Source organism: Marisediminitalea lipolytica (assembly GCF_001758465.1).
Classification (GTDB): Bacteria; Pseudomonadota; Gammaproteobacteria; order Enterobacterales; family Alteromonadaceae; genus Alteromonas; species Alteromonas lipolytica.
On sequence record NZ_MJIC01000016.1, the window covers coordinates 139,478 to 160,748 of the forward strand.

Annotated in this window: 22 protein-coding genes; 9 read left to right on the forward strand and 13 right to left on the reverse strand. The window is 47.7% G+C overall.

Features of this window, described 5'->3' with window-relative positions:
- Nucleotides 1-657 precede the first annotated feature (657 nt).
- From BFC17_RS19110 to galE, 7 genes are all read left to right on the forward strand, one after another.
- Nucleotides 658-2,451 (forward strand): polysaccharide biosynthesis/export family protein, encoded by a 1,794-nt coding sequence (locus tag BFC17_RS19110; RefSeq protein ID WP_070178115.1) that lies wholly within the window; start codon nt 658-660, stop codon nt 2,449-2,451.
- Complete coding sequence (locus BFC17_RS19115; protein WP_070178116.1) at nt 2,451-3,245, forward strand: ABC transporter permease; 795 nt, start codon at nt 2,451-2,453, stop codon at nt 3,243-3,245. The genes BFC17_RS19110 and BFC17_RS19115 overlap by 1 nt, the downstream gene beginning before the upstream one ends.
- A complete protein-coding gene (locus BFC17_RS19120) occupies nt 3,242-3,892 on the forward strand; it encodes an ABC transporter ATP-binding protein (protein WP_070178117.1) in 651 nt (216 codons plus the stop codon). The genes BFC17_RS19115 and BFC17_RS19120 overlap by 4 nt, the downstream gene beginning before the upstream one ends.
- Before the next feature lie 10 nt (nt 3,893-3,902).
- On the forward strand, nt 3,903-5,018 hold the full coding sequence (locus BFC17_RS19125; protein ID WP_070178118.1) for a KpsE/RkpR family capsule polysaccharide export protein: 1,116 nt from the start codon (nt 3,903-3,905) through the stop codon (nt 5,016-5,018).
- A 182-nt stretch (nt 5,019-5,200) separates the two neighbouring features.
- A complete protein-coding gene (locus BFC17_RS19130; protein WP_070178119.1) occupies nt 5,201-6,694 on the forward strand; it encodes a peptide MFS transporter in 1,494 nt (497 codons plus the stop codon).
- A gap of 89 nt (nt 6,695-6,783) precedes the next feature.
- Nucleotides 6,784-7,086 carry a DUF6170 family protein gene (locus BFC17_RS19135; protein ID WP_070178120.1) on the forward strand — a complete coding sequence of 101 codons (303 nt, stop codon included), beginning with the start codon at nt 6,784-6,786 and terminating at the stop codon, nt 7,084-7,086.
- A complete protein-coding gene (gene galE / locus BFC17_RS19140; RefSeq protein WP_070178121.1) occupies nt 7,083-8,096 on the forward strand; it encodes a UDP-glucose 4-epimerase GalE in 1,014 nt (337 codons plus the stop codon). Before BFC17_RS19135 ends, galE begins: the two co-directional genes overlap by 4 nt.
- A 43-nt stretch (nt 8,097-8,139) precedes the next feature.
- Here the strand turns inward: galE and BFC17_RS19145 are convergent, their stop codons facing one another.
- From BFC17_RS19145 to ccmA, 10 genes are read right to left on the reverse strand one after another with little or no spacing between them, the layout of a single operon-like run.
- Nucleotides 8,140-8,991: an MlaA family lipoprotein gene (locus BFC17_RS19145; protein ID WP_070178122.1), complete on the reverse strand. Its 852-nt coding sequence runs from the start codon at nt 8,989-8,991 to the stop codon at nt 8,140-8,142.
- Nucleotides 8,988-10,214, reverse strand: a complete 1,227-nt coding sequence (gene ccmI / locus BFC17_RS19150) for a c-type cytochrome biogenesis protein CcmI (RefSeq protein ID WP_070178123.1) — start codon at nt 10,212-10,214, stop codon at nt 8,988-8,990. The genes BFC17_RS19145 and ccmI overlap by 4 nt, the downstream gene beginning before the upstream one ends.
- Nucleotides 10,214-10,657 (reverse strand): cytochrome c-type biogenesis protein, encoded by a 444-nt coding sequence (locus tag BFC17_RS19155; protein WP_070178124.1) that lies wholly within the window; start codon nt 10,655-10,657, stop codon nt 10,214-10,216. Before BFC17_RS19155 ends, ccmI begins: the two co-directional genes overlap by 1 nt.
- Nucleotides 10,654-11,253, reverse strand: a complete 600-nt coding sequence (locus BFC17_RS19160) for a redoxin family protein (protein WP_070178125.1) — start codon at nt 11,251-11,253, stop codon at nt 10,654-10,656. The genes BFC17_RS19155 and BFC17_RS19160 overlap by 4 nt, the downstream gene beginning before the upstream one ends.
- A complete protein-coding gene (locus tag BFC17_RS19165) occupies nt 11,250-13,247 on the reverse strand; it encodes a heme lyase CcmF/NrfE family subunit (protein ID WP_070178126.1) in 1,998 nt (665 codons plus the stop codon). Before BFC17_RS19165 ends, BFC17_RS19160 begins: the two co-directional genes overlap by 4 nt.
- The gene (ccmE, locus tag BFC17_RS19170) at nt 13,244-13,714 is read right to left on the reverse strand and encodes a cytochrome c maturation protein CcmE (RefSeq protein ID WP_070178127.1); all 471 of its coding nucleotides are present in this window, start codon (nt 13,712-13,714) and stop codon (nt 13,244-13,246) included. The genes BFC17_RS19165 and ccmE overlap by 4 nt, the downstream gene beginning before the upstream one ends.
- A gap of 5 nt (nt 13,715-13,719) precedes the next feature.
- The gene (gene ccmD, locus BFC17_RS19175) at nt 13,720-13,950 is read right to left on the reverse strand and encodes a heme exporter protein CcmD (protein ID WP_070178128.1); all 231 of its coding nucleotides are present in this window, start codon (nt 13,948-13,950) and stop codon (nt 13,720-13,722) included.
- Entirely contained in the window at nt 13,940-14,698 is a 759-nt protein-coding gene (locus tag BFC17_RS19180; protein WP_070178129.1) for a heme ABC transporter permease, read from the reverse strand. The genes ccmD and BFC17_RS19180 overlap by 11 nt, the downstream gene beginning before the upstream one ends.
- Nucleotides 14,698-15,366 carry a heme exporter protein CcmB gene (gene ccmB / locus BFC17_RS19185; protein ID WP_070178130.1) on the reverse strand — a complete coding sequence of 223 codons (669 nt, stop codon included), beginning with the start codon at nt 15,364-15,366 and terminating at the stop codon, nt 14,698-14,700. Before ccmB ends, BFC17_RS19180 begins: the two co-directional genes overlap by 1 nt.
- Nucleotides 15,363-15,992 carry a cytochrome c biogenesis heme-transporting ATPase CcmA gene (gene ccmA / locus BFC17_RS19190; RefSeq protein ID WP_070178131.1) on the reverse strand — a complete coding sequence of 210 codons (630 nt, stop codon included), beginning with the start codon at nt 15,990-15,992 and terminating at the stop codon, nt 15,363-15,365. Before ccmA ends, ccmB begins: the two co-directional genes overlap by 4 nt.
- A 162-nt stretch (nt 15,993-16,154) precedes the next feature.
- On the opposite strand from ccmA, the gene BFC17_RS19195 reads away from it, so the two are divergent.
- The gene (locus tag BFC17_RS19195) at nt 16,155-18,473 is read left to right on the forward strand and encodes a hypothetical protein (protein ID WP_070178132.1); all 2,319 of its coding nucleotides are present in this window, start codon (nt 16,155-16,157) and stop codon (nt 18,471-18,473) included.
- A complete protein-coding gene (locus tag BFC17_RS19200; RefSeq protein WP_070178133.1) occupies nt 18,470-18,781 on the forward strand; it encodes an EscU/YscU/HrcU family type III secretion system export apparatus switch protein in 312 nt (103 codons plus the stop codon). The genes BFC17_RS19195 and BFC17_RS19200 overlap by 4 nt, the downstream gene beginning before the upstream one ends.
- Here the strand turns inward: BFC17_RS19200 and BFC17_RS22960 are convergent.
- The 3 genes from BFC17_RS22960 to BFC17_RS19215 form a co-directional block, all read right to left on the reverse strand.
- On the reverse strand, nt 18,778-19,296 hold the full coding sequence (locus tag BFC17_RS22960; RefSeq protein WP_070178134.1) for a type II secretion system protein: 519 nt from the start codon (nt 19,294-19,296) through the stop codon (nt 18,778-18,780). The two genes, BFC17_RS19200 and BFC17_RS22960, sit on opposite strands and share 4 nt — an antisense overlap.
- Nucleotides 19,297-19,472: 176 nt before the next feature.
- The gene (gene recA / locus BFC17_RS19210; protein ID WP_070178351.1) at nt 19,473-20,504 is read right to left on the reverse strand and encodes a recombinase RecA; all 1,032 of its coding nucleotides are present in this window, start codon (nt 20,502-20,504) and stop codon (nt 19,473-19,475) included.
- Nucleotides 20,505-20,663: 159 nt separating this feature from the next.
- On the reverse strand, nt 20,664-21,194 hold the full coding sequence (locus BFC17_RS19215; protein ID WP_070178135.1) for a CinA family protein: 531 nt from the start codon (nt 21,192-21,194) through the stop codon (nt 20,664-20,666).
- Nucleotides 21,195-21,271: the final 77 nt, after the last annotated feature.

Consider the following 21,271-nt stretch of genomic DNA (forward strand, 5'->3'; position numbering starts at 1 on the left):
CTCCGTTGAGAATAAATCCGAACCTTAGCAGGCTTTATCAGCCCCAGAGGCTTCGTGGAGAGGTCATTACAATCTTCCGATATAATAGTAAACATTAATATAACTGACTAGCCCCCGCAAAGAATTAATATTTAACCGCACAGTTTTTAACCGCTGGCTCCGAATAAAACGCCTCTCTTATCCATGCAACCAATCTAAGGATGCCTTTTTATTCGATTATGTTATGCTAGCGCCAATGTTAAATGGACGTAATTCAGTCAGGCAATGAGAAGACAATTTACATTACTCACACTACTTTTCAGTTCGATGACAATGTTAGGGTGCGTTTCACAACCACAAAGCGTCAAGGCGAACCTGCCACTGGTCAATCCTAGTTTTGCTAATCACAACGATGCAAGCAGTTCCTCGCTGCTCAAAAGTAAAGCAAAAGCTATTCCAGAATTAAGAGTTGTACCTAATCAAACCATCATTATTGAAGGTGAAGAGTACACAGTATCTGCGGGATATACGTCAGCCCTGGGTAACGAATGTTATCGATTACATCGTACTGGTAATTCGGGGGCAATCGAGGTCCGCCCTGTATGCAATAATAAAACCTTTTGGTTGCTTTACCCTACGTTGGTTTCCAATAACACTCTATAAAGGTTCAGAGAGTTTATGCGAATTTCTTTTTGGTTAACGCTTGCGGCGTTTTCACTTCCATTAATGAATACTGCTACAGCGCAAACTGCCGAGCAGATTCAGCAAATACAACAGCAGTTGAGCCAGCGCGGAACAACAACGTCCCGAACAGCCACAGGGGTTAACCCGATGCAAATGGCTGCTTCTCCTACTTTGCAGGGAAACAGTCAAACCGGCACTCGCCCCAGTTCAGGTCAGTATACAACACAACCGCGCAGCGGACTTGTGTTACCCGGAGAACCAACGATGGCCATGGTCTTTCCTTTGCAGGAAGCCATGGAAAACCCGCCATTTGCGGCGAACCTGTTCGTTGGAGGGTTCGAGTCAGAGCGGACTAACAGTGTAAATCCTAACTACCTGGTGGCACCAGGAGATCAAATCTCAATCTGGTTGTGGGGAGCGGTGGATTATGCGGATGTTGCAACCGTCGACAGTCAGGGCAATATCTTTATCCCCAATATAGGCCCGGTAAATCTGCTCAACGTCCCATCTAGTCAGGTCAATGCCACGGTGACACGCAGTATCAAGCAGGTCTACACAAATGATGTTAATGTCTATGTTAATCTGCTCACTGCTACACCGGTATCGGTATATGTGTCAGGTCCGGTGTTAAGACCAGGACAATACGCCGGGCAAGCAACCGACAGCCCTCTTTATTTCTTGAAGCGGGCCGGTGGCATTGATTTCTTGCGGGGCAGTTTTCGCTATATCGACATTATTCGTGGTGGCGAAGTCGCTCATTCCATTGACTTGTACGATTTTGTGACCGACGGAGAGCTCCCATCCGTGTCTTTTCAGGATAAAGACGTCATTTTAGTTCGCCCCATAGGTCCAACGATTACGGTAAGTGAAGGGGCCAGAAACAGCTTTACATTTGAATTAAAACCCACTGATTTATCCGGGGATTCGCTGGTAAATTATGCCAGACCAGGGGATTTTATCAGCCATGTTTCGGTAAGTGGTTTACGCGACGGTGCACAGTTTGCCAGGTATGCAACATTAAGCGAATTTACTCAATTCAAGCTGAAACCCGGTGATCATGTAGAATTTAAAAATGATCATGAAATACAGGTCTACCCTATTAATGTAGCCGGCAGTTTCCGTGGCGCTTCACGCATTATGGTTTCTAAAGGGGCTCGCTTACATCAGGTACTTAGTAATATCGAAGTGGATCCTGCCCTTGCCGATTTTCGCAACGTCTACTTATTGCGGGAAAGTGTTGCTGAACAGCAACAGTTGATCATTAATCAGGCTTTGGATCGTCTCGAGAGAAGTATTTACACTGCACCAGTACGCTCTACCGGTGAAGGCTCTATCCGCGTGCAGGAAGCGCAGCTGGTCACCGACTTTATCGCCAGAGCGAGACAAATCAAACCGCTTGGTAAAGTCATCATCGCCGAAAATAGTAACGTAGCCGATATCCTGCTGGAAGAGAACGATACCATTGTCATTCCGGTTAAGACCGACCTTATCCATATTGGTGGTGAGGTCCTTATGCCTCAATCAGTGGTGTTTAACCCGGATGCTCAATTGGCCGATTACGTTGCCTGGGCGGGCGGTTTCAGTGAGCGTGCTAATGATGCCCGTATCCTCATCGTTAGAGCTAATGGCATGGTTGATTTTTACGATGTCGACGATGAGACGAATATTGTCGCCGGCGATCAGGTAATCGTGCTGCCACGGGTTGATGCGAAGACACTGCAGGCAGTGAAAGATATTACCCAGATTATTTATCAGATTGCGGTTGCAGCTAACGTAGCGCTTAATTAATGTCTGACGTCCTGAAGATTTCGCTTCGCTCGCAACTGAAAGTTTGGAATAGCGTTTGCTTTGCGCTATTCCTGCGGGAGTTGCGCTCGCAATTTGATGATAAGCTTGGCCTGACCTGGGGATTTGTCGAACCCTTTATCTTTATTTTTGGCATGTCATACGCCCGAACCTTTATGGGCGGTGATGACGTTCACGGCATCCCCGTCTTTATGTTTATGCTGATTGGCATGGTTGGCGTACAAACATTTTTACAAGCTTTCCCCAAAGTAGCTAACGCTTTTAGTAAAAATAAACCATTGTATGCTTTCAGGCAGGTACAGCCTATTGCGGGTTTGTTAGTGTCTGGCTTTGTCGAGTACACCATTAAAGTCATTGTGGTGCTGTTATCTGTGGTAACTGTTTATTTACTTGAGATTCCGGTCAAGATACATGACCCATTGTTATTGCTGATTTTATTCCATTTGTTGTGGATTATGACCTTGAGTATGAGCTGCCTGCTGGGTATAGCAGCGTCTTATGTACAAGAAATTAAGAAAGTCGTCGCGTTATTCACCCGTCCATTATTTTTCATTTCCTGTATTTTTTTCAGTCTGCAGGACATACCCAAAGAATACTGGCACTGGCTGACCTGGAACCCACTGGTACACTTTATCGAGCTGGCTCGTTATGCTTGCTACGAATCCTATGGCGATGCCGGTGTGAGCATCAGCTATGTTATTGAATTCACCGTTGCCGTTTTCTTCTTTGCGATAGCGTGTTACCACCTGACCTGGAAAGGATTGTTATCACGATGACTATCCGCCTGATTAATCTGACCAAGTCATACCCCAGCAAGCTTGGCCCGCAATATATTTTTAAAGATCTGAATTTCGATTTTCCAACCGACGATAACGTGGCCATTCTGGGCAAAAATGGCGCCGGTAAATCCACACTATTTCGCATGCTGGCTAAAAGTGAATATCCGGATAAGGGACAAATCTACACCAACAAAACCATGTCCTGGCCTGTCGCACTCGCAACCGGCATCCACCCGCAAATGACCGGCAGAGAAAACGCCCGGTTCATAGCCCGAATTAATGATGTTAAAGACCTCGCTGCCTATGAAAGCGCAGTACAGGATTTCGCTGAAATTGGCCAGCGGTTTGACTTACCAGTTAAAACATACTCATCGGGGATGCGTGCGCGACTGGTGTTTGCCTGCTGCATTAATATTAATTTTGATATTTATCTGATTGACGAAGCCACCTCAGTAGGCGATCCGAAGTTTCGACGCAAGGCCCGGGAAGCGCTGGAAGTCAAAGCTAAAGAAGCAGGACTGATTATGGTGAGCCACGAAATGGATCAAATCCGTGAATTTTGTACCTCGGCAATATTGATTGAAGAGGGTCAACTCAATTATTACAGCGACCTTGAAGAAGGTATAGCGGTCTATATGGAATAAAGAGTAAAACATGAATCAAGCGCTTACTTATACATTAGCTCAAATAAAAAGAAGGCCTGTTCTCCTCGTTGCCATTCCCTGGCTGCTCTATGCTTTTTATCTGGTGGTTCTGGCAAGTCCCAAATACGAAAGCATCAGTCAACTGGTTGTGAAGTCTTCCGATGGCGCCAACAGTTTTGATCCGTCATCCATGCTCATGAGCAGCGTGACAGGCGTTGCCAGCACCAATGACAGTCAGCTCGTAGTTGCTTTTGTCCAGTCAGCAGATATGCTCCACTATCTTGACGATACTATCGCTCTCAGAGAGCATTACACCGCTGCAGGCGCTGACTTTATTGGCCGCCTAGCCAAAAACCACAGTGAAGAGGACTTCCTTGAGTATTACCTTACCAACACTGATGTGGTTATTGACTCGAACAGCAGTGTCATAGAACTATCCGCAAGAGCTTTCGACCCTGCATACGCCCAGCTTATCAGCCAGACTATTGTTAAACGCGCAGAGCAGTTTATTAATGAAATCAGCAATAATCTGGCCAAGTCACGCCTGGCATTTGCCCAAAGTGAACATGACATAGTTGAAGAAAAGTTACACAAAGCCAAGCTGGCCCTGTTAGATTTTCAAACCAAGTACAATGTAATGGACCCCAACGCAGAAGGGGCAGCAATCCAGCAGATAGCTTTCTCACTGGAGGCAACCCTGGCTCAAAAAGAGGCGGAGCTGAACACTCTCAAAAGTATAATGTCTGATTCCGCGCCGGAAATCATTTCCCTGAAGCGACAGATAAAAGCGCTTGAGGAACAGATTAACAGTCAGAAAACCAGAATAAACGATGCGCAGGGGGGAGAAACCAAGCTGTCGATAAACCAGCTAATGGCCCAGTATTCTAATTTACAGGTTCAGGCTGAGTTGGCCATGCAGGCCTACGGCTCATCTTTAATGACGCTGGAAAATGCGCGGGTGGATACTTATCAACAGATACAGCATCTGGTCACCATAGAGACGCCGACATTGCCAGACGAAGCTGCTTATCCGAAGAAGCTGTATAATCTGGTGTTATTTGGCGTAATGTTAATGATGGCCTTTATTGCCGGCCGTATCATCATAGCAACCATAAAAGAGCTGTAAGACTTACGCTACACCCCCATGCCGTTATCCCCCTGACACAGGTTGTGCTTTATCCAAGGCCGCTTGTGTCAGGAATCAACCTCTAGTATAAGAGAGATAGCTAATTAACCAGCCACTCCTGCAGGTAGCCAGTTGATTAGAACTGATAATAATTTTAAATAAAAACTATATGGAACTCTGTTGTGACAACAAATACTTCTAACGACACCAGCTTTTTCGGCCATCCGGGTGGTCTGTTAACGCTATTTTTCACTGAAATGTGGGAGCGCATGAGCTATTACGGCATGCGTGCCCTGTTAGTAATCTTTATGACCATGACCCTTCAGGAAGGTGGTCTGGATTTTAGTAAAGACAACGCTTATGCCATTTATGGCTTATACACCGGTGCCGTTTACTTTATGGGGCTATCCGGTGGTTGGATTGCGGACCGCCTGTTAGGTGGTCAAAGCGCCGTTTGGTATGGCGGTATCACCATAATGCTGGGCCATATCATCCTCGCGATCCCCAGTACTAACACCTTTTTTATTGGCCTTATTTTCGTTGTACTTGGTACTGGTCTGCTAAAGCCAAACATCAGCGCCATGGTCGGTCAGCTTTACACCGAGCAGGATACCCGTCGGGACAGTGGCTACACCATATACTACATGGGTATCAACCTGGGCTCGGTTATCGGTAATCTCGTTTGTGGTTATCTGGCAACCAACTGGGGCTACCACTATGCATTCGGCGCCGCCGCCATCGGCATGGCTGTTGGCTTAATCCAATACCGCATGACCCAGCACAAACTGGGTACTATCGCGACCGGTCCTACCGTGAGTATGTCTGCAACCGGCATTCGCAACAGCTGGGTAGGCGTGTTGATTTTCCTGTTAAGTATCGTTGTGGTCACGTTTTTGATGAGCACCGGCGCAATGGTTATAGACGTTGTTAGTGTTGCGAAATCCGTAGCCTACATCTTTACCGCAATTTTTGTGCTCTACTATGCGTCAATCTTCTTCTTCGGTAATCTCGACAGTGCCGAGAAAAAGCGCATGATTTCGCTACTGCTCATCTGCATAGCCTCAGCCTGTTTCTGGGCCGGCTTTGAACAAGCAGGGTCATCACTGAATATTTTTGCCCATGAGAATACTGAGCGTTTGTTAGGCAGCTTTGAAATTCCTACCGCCTGGTTCCAGTCTTTGAACGCCATTTTTATTATCACGCTTTCGCCTTTCTTTGCCGCTTTGTGGATTAACCTGGGTAAAAAGATGCTCGATCCGTCTTACGGCATTAAGTGTGCGATTGGCATCCTGATTATGGCTAGTGGCTTTATCGTTATGTTTTTTGCCGCACAAGCCGCCGCCAGTGGCCTTAAAGTCGCGCCTTACTGGTTAGTTGCAACGTACTTCCTGCATACGGTTGGTGAACTGTGCCTGAGCCCGGTTGCCTTAAGTGCAGTAAGCAAACTATCACCTAAACGCTTTGCTGGTCAGATGATGGGGCTGTTCGTACTAACCTACTCTATTGGTAACGTAATTGCTGGTGTACTGGCTGGTAGCTTTGGTGGTGAAGAATCTGGTGACTTAAGTGGTCTGTTTGCCTTTATTATCCAGTTTACTGTAAGTATTGGCGTTATTGTGTTCCTGGTAGCGTTATTTACGCGCAAATGGGAAAAACCAGAACAAGAAAATGCCTGACATCCGCTAATTCCAGCGGGAATTGTTACCCAAAGAAACGTCACTAGTGTTAAGCTAGTGGCGTTTTTTTATGAGTGTTACAGAGAGTAATGAAGCTATATTTTTCGACCCGAAATATTCCACAATTGCAGGGCCTATCGCTTGCCGAACGTATGCAGCGACTTGAGAGAGCGGCTAAAAAATTAACCGTTCCGGAGAAAACCTTCCTCAACCTGCTCAAATTGCTGGTGATCATTCCGGCATTTTCATTCCTGCTGCGAATTGCATCGGACTGGACCTCGTTGCTCTGGGCCCTGCTTATCTTCTTACTCTATCCGTTAGTGGTTAAGCCTGTACAATATTCATTAAGCACTAAATATTTAGCATCGTTGTCGACCAAGGATAAACAATGAAAACCATACTTGTCACTGGCGGGGCCGGCTATATCGGTAGCCATACGGTCCTGCAATTACTGGAAGCCGATTATAAAGTAGTCGTACTGGATAATCTGAGCAACGCGTCAGAAGAGTCGCTCAAACGCGTAAGCACACTAACCGGCAAAAGCCTTACATTTGTGCAGGGCGATATTCGCGACAGCCAACAGTTGGATGACGTGTTCAGCGCCCATGAAATTCACGCCGTCATTCATTTTGCCGGCCTGAAAGCCGTTGGTGAATCTGTACAAAAACCGCTGGAATACTACGAAAACAACGTTTACGGCTCTGTTGCGCTCTGCGACGCTATGCGCAAACATAACGTCAAAAATCTCGTATTCAGCTCATCAGCAACCGTTTACGGCGATCCGGTATCCTTACCACTCAGAGAAGATATGGCTACCGGCCAGCCAACCAATCCCTATGGCATGTCCAAGCTGATGGTTGAAACCATTCTGACCGACCTGTATCAATCTGACAACGATTGGAATATTGTTCTGCTGCGTTACTTCAATCCGGTTGGCGCACATCCTTCCGGCCGCATTGGTGAAGATCCAAACGGTATTCCAAACAACCTGATGCCATACATTTCTCAGGTAGCCTCAGGAAAACTACAACAGCTGGCAGTATTTGGTGATGACTATGATACGCCGGATGGCACCGGGGTAAGGGATTATATCCACGTAGAAGATCTGGCTAATGGCCACCTGAAAGCTATCGAACGCCTGAATCTGAATATGGGCCTTGATATTTATAATCTTGGCACCGGTACTGGCTACTCGGTACTGGAAATGATCACGGCTTTTGAAAAGGCCTGTGGCAAACCGATTAACTATAAGATTGCCCCCCGGCGCTCCGGCGACGTAGCGGCCTGTTATGCTGATCCAACCAAAGCAGCAACTGAGTTAAACTGGTGTGCCCAGAAAACCCTCGAAGACATGTGTGCGAATGCCTGGCACTGGCAATCGCAAAATCCTCAGGGTTATTAATCACAAAAGAAAAGGCGCTTAGAGCGCCTTTCTTGTCTTCTGGTTAATTATTATCGGTATCCGACAACGAATCACTTTCCAAATCCACATCGTCAAATAATGATTCAAATTCATCAAACTGCTCAGCTTCAGCTTCGTCAGGCTGAGTTTCTATGCTCTTGCCATCAGTTACCCGAAACTCAAGGTTTTGAAAATAGATATTTTTAACCTGCTCATAGGGGTCTACGGCATCTTCGATTTGCCCTTCCTGTCCCAACAACTGCGCTCGCGCTTCCAGTGCACGTACTGTAAAACGAATTACATTCAGATTACCGGTCATAATGGTCATAGGGAAATACAGATTATCCACATACTCGCCAACCAGACTGCGGGGATCACTCGGCCCGGCTGCCGGCAACATCACAAACGGACCAGTTCCTACCCCCCAGCTTCCGAGAGTTTCACCAAACTCTTCCTCCTGACGTTCCAGTCCCATTGCTCCGGCAACATCAAAGATGCCGACTACACCCACTGTTGAGTTGATAATAAAGCGGGTAAAGCTATCAAAAGAGGGGCCAATCTTACCTTGCAGCAGGTTGTTGAGCATATTAGCGGGCTCAGACAGGTTTTCCACCGCATTTGAAAGCCCGGTTCTGGCAAAGCCAGGCATCACCGCTACGTAAGTTTTGGCGGCTGGACGCAACAGATATTTGTCCAGTATGTCCCAGTTAAAATCCCACACTACGCGGTTTACACTTTCCAGCGGGTCACGAGGGTCAGAGTAGTCCTGCACCACGGGCTGGTTTGTCTTCGCCTGAGCCTGCTCGTCAGCTGCGTCTTTACTGGCACACCCGCTCAGCAACAATACACTGATAGAAAAGATAAATAACGAAAAGCGACGAAGAGATAATGTCACATCAGTTCCTTGTTGATTACTATGGTTTGGTCGATAACTTTACCGCTTTGCACGGGTGCCTCAATGGTTCCTTCAAGGTCACCAGGCTGGGCTGGTGCCTCCTGATCGGCCGATATCCGGGCAATAAGACGAGCGCTGGTCACCTGTGCCAGCGTGTAATTCGGCGCCATGGCATTTTCGCTGGTCAGCGTTACCGTTAATGGCAGCTTATCCAGCGGTAGCCTCAGTACCGCTGCAGGCATGCGGTTGTCACTGTTAGCATCCTGCGCGAAAACAAACAAAAACGCGTTCTGAGGAATAGTCGCAGCCAGTTCTTCACTGATTTCTACCGTCAGATTAAATCCTGTCAGCGCTTTAGCCACTGGCGTTTCACCATTCAGGCTGGCCAGGCGTTCATTGAGCTGCATGGCAATCGGGCTGTCAGCTGGCAATTTACCCTCCAACTGCCGCAGACTGCCGGCTAACAACGTTTTATCACCAAGACGCCCCGCTACCACCGCCTGCATTAACACCAGGTTATCGTTGTCTTGCTGCTGTTCAATAAGAGAAGTTAATAATCTCCGGGCATTTTCCAGATGTGACTTATCGTCGCTCATCATCAGTGCTCTGGCATAGGTCATGCGTACATTTTCATCGTCTGGTGAAAAATGTATGGCTTTCTCCAGCGCAGCGTAGGCTTCGTCGGTTTGATTGAGTGCCATCCAAATCCGACCAAGAAACATCCAGCCCTGCCCGTCTTCAGGCTCGTCCTGCAGGCGTTTACGAATAGCCAGCGTTAACTGCTGGAAATCTTCCGGCGTAAAGTTTTGTCCTTCTCCTGCGGCTAACTTACTGCTGAGCTGTGGTAACGCATCAAGAGCAGCCTGCGCATCTGTTAAATGACCGATATTACTGGCCTTAACATACGCAACTGTGCCCACAGCTATGGCTAACAAAGCGCCACAGGCTAAAATAAACGACGCGTTTGCCTTGCCCTGAGCCTGACTCTGCTGTTCCTCTACCAGCGAAATCTTAATCTCATCGCTGGCCTGACGCATGTCCTGCTCACTGAGCAAGCCTTCCTCTACTTCTCTTTGCAGTTCACTGAGGCGTTGTTTTACTACGGCTACGTTGGCCTGAGTGAGATTTTCCTGCTCAGGTCTTGCCCGTAACCAGGGCAACACTACCATCAGGATTAACAGAGCTATCAATACCACAACAGCGGCAACAAAAATCCATGACATTACTTATTATCCTGCTTCAACATCGCCTCAGCTTTAGCCAGCTTGGCCGCCATATCTTCAGGCGGAGAAGATTTACGTCTTTTAACCACCAATAAAAAAGCGAGTACTGCAAACAGCAGTGGCGCCAGCCACAACCATAAGGTCACTGGCGTCACCGGCGGTTTATAGCTGATAAAGTCACCATAGCGTGACTTCATGTAAGTAATCACTTCATCACCGCTTTTGCCCTGCCTGACAAGGTTATACACTTTGCGACGCATATCATGGGCAATCATGGCATCAGAATCGGCGATATTCTGGTTCTGACACATCGGGCAACGCAGTTCTTCGGTTAACGATAAAAACAGCTGGCGTTGCTCAGGGCTGTCAAATTCATAACTGTCTTCGGTGGCCCAGGCCGAGGCACTAATGGCTAACAGGACCGCAAGAATCAGATTTTTCATTCAGCACCACTCTGTTGGGCCAGCTCTTGTTTTAACTGACGGTAAAGCGGACCCACTTTGTTATTCCACACACGTTCGTTAATGTCGCCGACATGATGCATTCGGATCACACCGTGGTGATCGATTAAAAAATGCTCTGGCGCGCCGGTTACCCCTAAATCGAGTGCGGTGTCACGATACACGTCGAAAATATGGAACGCATAAGGATTACCAAAACGACCGGTGATATCCCTGACTTCCTGTTGCACCCGGTTTAAGGTTTTCGTACCAAATTCAGGGTCCAAATCCTGGTCAAAATAAAGACCAACAATGTTAATTCCTTCCTGCTGAGTCAGTTCAGTGAGGTAAGGTAATTCTACTGCACAGGTTACGCACCAAACACCCCAGACATTGAGCAAAGTCACTTTGCCGCTAAATACTTCGGGGGTATAGGTAATCTCTGGCGCCATCAAATCCGGTAATGAAAAATCAGGCACAGCTTTACCCTTAACCTGAGAATCCAGCTCTCTGGGATCGGAAAATAAGCCACTGAACAAAAACACTACCAATATCACAAAAGCAATCAGTGGCACGCCAAAAATGAAGAGCTTCTTCATGCCTTCGCCTCCATTGAACCGGCTACCGCTGATGCAGCTGACTTAAACCGGGCGACTTTGGCCATCCGGTAGCGTTTATCACTCATTGAGCAAATCCCGCCCAACGCCATAATGACCGCACCAGCCCATATCCAGGTAACAAAAGGTTTAATATAAACCCGTACTGCCCAGGCTCCGTCATCCAACGGCTCACCCAGCGCAATAAACAGATCGCGAAATACCGTTGAATATATGCCGGCTTCCGTCATTGGCATTCGCTGAACCAGATACAAACGCTTCTCCGGCTCCAGGTGTACCAGCTTCTCGCCCCCGGCGTATACATCAAATATACCAACATCGGCGGTATAATTTGGCCCGTTTCTTTGCTCAATTCTACGAAATGCAAATTCATAGCCGGATAATGTCACCGATTCACCAGGCACCATCCGCACATCGCGCTCTACCTCATAGTTGCTCACTAAGGTAATACCGATGAGTGTGACGGCAAAACCCAGGTGACCAAGGATCATCCCCCAGTGGCTCGGCGTCAGCTTGGCCAGGCGATGGGTAATAGTCTCGGTAGCATCCATGGAGGCCAGTCGTTGCATCACTTCCAGTATTGTCGTAATCAGAATCCACGCACTCAACACCAGCCCCAACGCCGCCATATAGGTTGGCGCGTCATAGGTAAAATTAATCAGTACACCAGCACTGATACTTAAACCAAAAGCAATCAACAAAGTCTTTTGCACCTGAGAGACTGGCTGATGTTTCCAACGGGTTAATGGGCCTAACCCCAGAAACAGCACAAATGGCACAATCAAAAACGTGAACATTTGATTAAAAAACGGCGCACCAATCGAAATAGACCCAAGCCCCAACTCTTTATGCACCAATGGCAGCAGTGTTCCCAGTAGAACAACCAGTGTAGCCGCACACAGGAACACGTTATTTCCCATCAGCAACACTTCACGGGAAAACAGTTGGTAGCGCCCGGGACTTTTAAGCTGTTGTGCCCGCAGGGCATAAAGTACCAGGCTTACACCGGTCAGAATCACCAGGATACCCAGAATAAATAATCCCCGGGCCGGATCGCTGGCAAAAGAATGCACCGATACGATTACGCCAGAACGGACCAGGAAGGTACCAAGTAAACTTAACGAAAACGCGGCAATAGCCAGCAGCACTGTCCATGACTTAAAGGCTTTTCGTTTTTCCGTCACCGCCAGAGAATGCATTAGCGCGGTACCCACTAACCATGGCATAAACGAGGCATTTTCTACCGGATCCCAAAACCACCAGCCTCCCCAGCCAAGTTCGTAATAAGCCCACCAGCTTCCCAGTGCAATACCTACAGATAAGAAGCTCCATGCGGCAATAACCCAGGGACGGGACCAACGCGCCCAGGTCGAATCCAACTGTCCTGACAATAACGCAGAGACGGCAAAAGCAAAGGCGACGGAAAAACCTACATACCCCATGTACAGCATTGGCGGATGGATAATCATGCCAAAATCCTGCAATAAAGGGTTAAGATCCCGTCCATCAACCGGGAAATAGGGCAACATGCTGTCGAATGGGTTCGACGTTAATAAGATAAACAGATAAAAGCCGATTGCGACCATGCCCAGTACGGACAGCACCCGGGCAATCATAATTTGGGGAATACCGCGACTAAACAGGGCTACGGCTACCGTCCATAACGATAACATAAGGACCCACAGCAAAAACGATCCTTCGTGGCCTCCCCACACCGCCGTCACTTTATAATAAACCGGCAAACGGCTGTTGGAGTGCTGAGCGACATAGGCGACAGAAAAATCGTCGGTAACAAAGGCATAAACCAAACAGACAAAAGCGAGCGCGGTAAAACCAAACATCGCGATGGCCAGAGGGCGGGCGGTACCAATCATGGCACCGTGGCCTTTAAATGCCCCCCACAGCGGATAGACCGCTAACAAAATTGACGTTACTAACGCCAGTGCAACAGCAATATTACCTATTTCCGGGATCACGACTCGGTATTTCCTTGATTCGGATTAACGTGCTTTATACCTTTCATTTTTTCAGCCAGTTCAGGCGGCATATATTCTTCGTCGTGCTTTGCCAGCACTTCTTCGGCTTCAATTATGCCGTTTTCCTGCAGCACACCCGTTGCCACAATACCCTGCCCTTCACGAAATAAATCCGGCAAAATTCCCGCATATCGAACCGTCACCTGTGGTCCGGTATCAATCAGATTAAAACTCACCGCCAGAGATTCGTTATCACGGTTTACCGTACCGGGCACAACCATGCCTCCAATACGTAAACGCTGGCCAACCGTGGGTTTTACGCCGTCTTTCCCTTCAACAATCTCAGAAGGGGTATAAAATAAATCGATGTTGTCAGTCAGGGCGAACAGCATAAGCGTGATTGCGCCAACAATTAATAAACCAATACCGCCAACGGCTGCGAGTCGTTTTTGTCGTCTTGGATTCATAAGTTTTAACTACCTGCCTGTTCGGATTCTGAATTAATCGGTTTAGCTTTACGAGCAGCGTCGATACGAGCCTGTCTGGCTTGTTCACTCTGCGCCGTTTTCAGTAATTTTTTATGTGTTGCCGCACTGTCCAGCACAATCCATAAGAGCGCTAACAGCGAAACACCAAACGATAGCCACACATAAAGGGCGTAGCCGCCCATGGCAAAAAAATCTGCCAGGTTGTCAAACTGCATGGTTATCTCCCAGCGCTTGCGCCGCTAAAGCCTTAACCCAGGGACGATGATATTCTCGCCGGATAATTTCATTTTTCATGCGCATTACGGTCACTGCTGCTATAAATAAGGCCAACCCCAGTAAAGCGATCAATAACGGCCATAACATTTCAGGGGCAATTGAGGGTTTATCAAATTTACTGATAGTGGCGCCCTGATGCAGGGTATTCCACCACTCAACCGAATAGTGAATAATCGGCACATTGACCACGCCTACCAGAGCCATAACACCCGCGGCTTTACCGGCTTGCTGTTTGTCTTCAAAGGCGCCATACAGCGCGATTACGCCCAGATATAAAAACAGTAAAATCAGTTCTGATGTGAGTCGTGCGTCCCATACCCACCAGGCTCCCCACATAGGTTTGCCCCAGGCTGCACCGGTAAATAAAGCGATAAAGGTGACCACTGCGCCAATGGGTGCCATGGCAATCATCGCCATAAATGCTGTGCGCCATTGCCATACAATCCCCACTAATGCGGCTACTGCCATAGCGGTGTAGGTACTCATGGATAAAATAGCGCTGGGGACGTGGATATAAATAATGCGAAAAGAATCACCCTGCTGATAATCTTGCGGGGCAAACGCCAACCCCCAAATACTACCAATCACCAGACAAAGAATGCCCGGCCATAAAAAGTAGGGTTGCAGGGTTACGCACAGTTGATAGGCGCGTTCTGGTTTTGCGTACGGATGTAACCACTTCCACATCAGTTTTGACTCACTTTTAGTGCATAAGCTATAGCAAAGGGGGCAGCCGCCATGGCTAATAACAGCATGGCGCCAATAATAGCAAGTTGTGCCCGATAAGGTAATTGCAGCGCGGCAGAATCCACCGCAGAGGTGGCAAAAATCAGCAACGGAATAAACACCGGAATCAGTAGCAGAGCCAGTAACACGCCGCCCCGTTGCAAACCAACAGTTAAACCAACCGCTATCGCTCCTACTAAAGACAGCAGCGGCGTACCCAGCACCAGGGTCAGCATCAGCGCAACATACATATCGACAGTAAGGTTAAGAAATAGTGCCAGCAAGGGAGAAAATAATGCCAGGGGCAGAAAACTCACCAACCAGTGTACCAGTACTTTTACTCCGGCAATCGCCGACACTGGCAATCCGCTAAGCATATATTGCTCAAGCGACCCATCCCAAAAATCGTCACGGAATATGCGTTCCATGGCCAGTAAAGAAGATAAAATCGCGGCAATCCAGATAACACCGGGACCAATTTTTTGCAGTGTCATTGGCCCGGGACCAATACCTAACGGAAATAACGTGATCACCATAAGCAAAAACATCAGCGGCTGAGCTAGTTCCGAGCGTTGCCGAAATGCCAGAGCGATATCCCGTTTGAAGATCCCCTGATACAACCCGTTCATAGCCGATACTCCAGGACTAATTCTTCCATTGGACCCGCCAGGTCACTCAATGGTTGGTGGGAAGTCGTAATAATGGCGCCGTTTTGGGCTACGTGCTGGCGCATGTGCTTTTCGAGCAAGGCAATACCATCGGTATCAAGTGCAGTAAAAGGTTCATCAAGTATCCAGTACGTCGCTTTTTTTAGCCATAACCGGGATAACGCCACCCGACGTTGTTGCCCTGCCGATAACATTCTCACCGGCACTTCTTCGAGTCCCACCAGGCCAAGTAATGCCAATACGCGATAAGTATCAGCCGGAACAAACTCGGCACCATGCTGAGCGCACCAGAAGCGCAGATTTTCCATCGCGGTTAACGCACCGTTAAGGCCAGCCTTGTGACCGACGTAAATCAGTTGCTGATTGAATGTGTCCCGCTGCCTCTCCAGCGGCTGGCCGTCAAGCGACAACTCCCCGGCATCTGGCGCAGAAAGTCCGGTCAGTATTCTTAATAAACTGGTTTTGCCTGCACCATTGGGACCACGTAAATAAATGAGCCTGCCAGGCAATAACGCAAAGGACAGATCGGTAAACAAGACTCTGTCGCGTTTTATACAGGTTAAGTTGTCTGCAGCAAGTCCTGCCAAGATTTATCCCGTTCTGTTACAAAAAAATCCGCCGCATTCTATCACAAACCGTAAAGTTCGCATCTTACCCAATAGACCGAACAGCAAATTTCTGATCTATTTCAATCTTTGGCATCATTGACATTATACTTAAATGATCAAAGCAACGGTCGATAACACCTTATGCACTCTTCAAATCTGCCACCACAAATACCGATTGAGGTAAACCGTAGCACTCAGAATCAGGTTCCTTCCCCGGATTCAATTCCGGCGCTTTCGCGTGTGGCACAGATTTTACAACCATTACAAACTCCGGTACCGGCAAGTGCATTGCAATCATCGCAGGCATTAACAACCTCGCTGTTCAGACTCAATAACCAGCAAGGCCTGCAAATATCACCGGCAATACGCTTAGCAGGCAAAGAAAGTTTATTATTAGCTAACCTGCCGGCAACCACGCAGCTTAGAGTCAGTCAGCCTCAACCAGTTACCCTGCAATCATTATTACCAGACCTGGCAACAAAAAGTGAACACTTATCTCTGCTCCGCCTGCTGCCGGAAACATTAAAAACCCAGCTGTCTGAGGTCGCGTTCCAATCCTTGATGAATGTCCTGTCCCGTTCAGTTTCAAGCCGAATTGAATTACCTGCCAGCATTATTCGGCAAGACGAATCAGTCCTTCGTGTCAGTGTTGGTTCGCCTAAAACGCAGATTGCTGATATCCCGGTGGACAATAAAACGGCACAATCCGCTGCCTCCCGAACAACAGTCACAAACATTAGTCCCTCTGTGGATTTGCCCGCTAAGGTAACCCTGACTCTGGTGCCTAAATCCTCACACTGGGAAGTACATATTACGCCGCAGGTAATGTCACCAACGCACGCTCAGGCTGCCAAAGTGGCATCAGCCGCGCCTCCGGTCAATAATCCTATTATGACTGTCCGCCTGCCCACAGAGTCAGTGCCAGTCACTAAACTGACTCAGGCTGTGATGCAGCAACAGGCCGTGACGACAGATGTTCAACCTTTGCTCAGGTGGGCCAAACAGACTTTACCAGCAGAAACGTTCAGGCCTATGCAACAGTTAACGCCAACCATGCCAGTACAAGTTGCCGTCAAAGGCAATGAGCTGACTATTGCAGGTCATACTGCCCAGTTATCCGGGGTAGCACTGACATCAGATAAAGCACTCATCCGCCAGTTACCCAACGTCAGTACCACCAGTGCAAATCAGCTTAATCTGCAAATCAATCAGGGTAACCGGATCCCGCAGGTTGAAATAAAAACCATGCAGGTATCACCCGGCGCGAAATCAGATATACCTATTCAGTCTCACAGTTTATCAGGGAATACCGCGTTGTCTGGCGCGGCCCCCGCGAGTTCAGGCAGACAGTCTCCACAATCAGCCTCTCAGACAGTGACCAACGAACCGGAAAACATCGCCAAACATAAGTTGCAGCAACTTCCTCCCGAGGTTAAAGCTTCACTGGAGCAGTTTGTCCGTTCCGCTAGTCGGCTCAATATGGTTAACACCGAGCCGCAGTTACCTAACCTTGCTGCTTTATCTACCACTATTTTAAAGCTGGTATCGGCCAATCCTTCAATGAACAAGCCATTAAGCGCTTTAGTTGAGCAGTTGCAACTAGGGATGACCGGAATGCAGGATTCCACTACGCAAACTACTGTAAAAGAAAAGTTGAGTAACGATGGTGAAGCGCCGGTGACAAAATCGGCCGTTGCACAGGAATCACTACCCCAGAACGCTGCCATAAAGCAATTAATGACGTCTTCAGCCTGGCTGCAAACGGCTCAGACATTAAGCAACCCGCCATCGGGGCAAAACTTCCTGAATGGATTGATTCAGTTATTACAGGTTTCCTTGCTCGGTCGGCATTTCAAAAGCCAGGATGATATAGAGCAAGTGCTCAGTAAATTAAAAGCAGGCAATCAGCCCGGAGGGGCTTCCGGCAATGTTGCCGGTGGCATTCTAAGCGCCATATCAGGGCGACAAGTACGGGAATTTGCCCAGCTTGACGCCCAGCAAAACCTGCTTAAACAGCTCAAGGGGCTCCTGGCCGGACATCAGAGCGCCAAACTCAGGAACTTAGAACAAGCTTTGCAGGGTCAGGATAGTTTTTACTATGCTTTACCAGGACTATTACCCGAACAGCGCCCTGCCGAAATACTGATTCGCCGCGAACGAGAACAACCAAAAGAGCAGGAAACTGAAAGTTCACATACTCAGTGGCACCTCACCATGAAACTGGACATTGGTGAACAAGGTGAACTCTTGACTAAAGCGAGAATTTCACAGGAACAGTTGTATCTGGATATTTACTCTTCAAACCAATCATTGCTTGAAAAGGTTGGCCTGACCCTGCCCTATTTACTAAAACGCTTTAAACAACTCGGTCTGCATGTTGAAGAACATAAACTTCAATTGGGCAAAATTCCTGATACGCTGGCAAGTCGCCCTTACCAAATTCTGGAAACACAGGCATGAAAAGTAAAAGTAAACGTGCAGTAGGTTTAAAATACAATGAAGCTGAGTCTTCCAAAGCTCCTGTCATTGTAGCAAAAGGCTATGATGATCTTGCCGAAGCGATAATTGCCAGCGCCCGGGAACATGGCGTTTTAATTCACGAAGATCCTTATTTAAGTGAGTTCCTTGCCACCCTGGATTTGGGCCAGTCAATCCCTGAATCACTGTATTTCGTTATTGCTGAATTGCTTGCTTATTCTTATGTACTGCAAGGTAAAGTGCCGGATAACTGGAAACAGGCGTTTCCCGGCATTGAAGAACATATCTAAAGCGTTACATCGACCGTAACCTGACCAGTGTTTGAATCATAAAAAATAGAATAGGCGGGCTGGTCTACCAAATAAAAGGTACAGGTGTTGGCAGAATAGGTTGCCTGATAATCTGCCGATGTATTCTCAGCTACTGTTGGCGAACCATCCAGTAACAGAGCTCCCCACACCGATGTGCAGTCCCAGGCATTATCCAGCAAGGGGTTGGCTTCATAGGGCGGATAACTTTGAACTGGCCAGCCATTCGCGTTCATGTCCATCTCATTCAGGCCATTTCCATATAAATCCAGATTATCTACCGGACCGTTATTGCCACCTACCGCCCATTTAAGGTGAGCCAATTTTACGGCTGCCTCAAACGCGGTCGCAGTTCCCTGAACCGATGCCGCCAGGGCATCATCCTGAATATTGACAAATCGAGGTAACGCAGTCACCGATAACACGCCCAACAATATTATCACGGTTATTAATTCGATTAGCGTAAAACCAGACTGCGATAAGGTATGGCGTTCCATGTTATTGATAAACGGCTAACTTCTTAGTTGGCCAATGTTTACATTAATCACAAATATCTTTCAATAAATATTCATATATGCATATATAAAAAAGCCCATCCAAGCGGATGGGCTAAACTATAAGTTGGGCTTATAGGGGGGTGTTTCAACGTGTGTTGAAATTGATACTACCGTGACTACAGGGCGTCTTCCGGCTCTACGTCATCAGCTTTAATATTTTTGCTCAGCAACAGTTCGGCGCGAATTTTCTTTTCAATATCATCCGCGATATCGGTATGCTCTTTCAGGAATTTCACCACGTTGGCTTTACCCTGACCAATTCGATCGCCATTGTAGCTGTACCAGGCACCGGCTTTATCTACCAGTTTTTGTTTTACGCCTAAATCAATTAGCTCAGCTTCTTTACAGATACCTTCACCGTACATAATTTGGAACTCGGCCTGTTTAAACGGCGGGGCAACTTTGTTTTTAACCACTTTCACCCGGGTTTCGTTACCTACTACTTCGTCGCCCTCTTTCACCGAACCAATCCGGCGGATATCCAGTCGAACCGAGGCATAAAACTTAAGCGCGTTACCACCAGTAGTGGTTTCCGGGTTACCAAACATCACACCAATCTTCATACGAATCTGGTTGATAAAGATACACAGCGTATTAGAACGCTTAATGTTACCGGTAAGCTTACGCAGAGCCTGTGACATCAGACGTGCCTGAAGACCTACGTGAGAATCCCCCATATCGCCTTCAATCTCAGCTTTTGGTGTTAATGCCGCTACCGAGTCAACAATGACTACGTCTACCGCGCCAGAACGAACCAGCATATCGCAGATTTCCAGTGCTTGTTCACCAGTATCTGGCTGTGACACCAGCAGGTCATCAATGTTTACGCCCAGTTTTTCTGCGTAAACCGGATCCAACGCGTGCTCAGCATCAACAAACGCACAGGTTTTACCTTTCTTCTGTGCTTCAGCAATAACCTGCAGGGTAAGAGTTGTTTTACCTGACGATTCCGGACCGTAGATTTCTACTACACGACCACATGGCAGGCCGCCAATACCTAACGCAATATCAATACTGAGTGATCCGGTTGAAATAGACTCAATGTCCATTGCCTGGTTATCACCCAAACGCATAATAGCGCCTTTACCAAATTGCTTTTCAATTTGACCGACCGCTGCCGATAGTGCTTTAGATTTATTGTCGTCCACCACAAAACCCTCATTATTCTTTACTGTTTGCATTGCCTGTTTGGTTACTTTTATTAAAGCAATCGAAAAGCCAGGCAGCGCTCAAATCTGACTGCATAATATACTGTACGATTATACAGTGCAATATGCATTTTACCTTTTCTTTATTTCACCATGATATCAATTGGCGTCAACTAGTCTGTGGTGCAGTGTTGCAATAGCAAAGGCGATAGCCTGGGTTCGCACCGCCTCCCGATCACCATCAAACTGTTGCACAACCGAATCGGTCTTACCGTCAATATGAATGCCAAACCAGACGGTTCCTACAGGTTTTTCTGTGCTGCCTCCACCGGGGCCGGCTATACCGCTGACGGCTAGCGCGCATTCCGCCTGCGCCTCGCGTGCTGTTCCTTCGGCCATCTCCAGCACAACCTGTGACGATACCGCACCGAATTGTTCCAGCGTCGCTTGCTCAACTCCCACCAGAGCGTGTTTGGCGGTATTGGAATAGGTCACAAAACTTTGCCTGAACCAGTCTGAACTGCCCGCCACCGATGTCAGCGCATAAGCAATACCACCACCGGTACAGGATTCAGCGCAAGAAACTGTCCAGCCCCTTTGTCGCAGAACGTCACCAATGGCAAAAATCTGTGCGGCTAATACATTTATATCCAGTTGCTGTCGCGAAAGAGTTGAAAATGACTGGCTCATAGGAATAATACACTCATTACATCATGGCAGTATTATGCCGTGGTCAAACCAACAATCGCAAGTAACAGCAAGCTGAG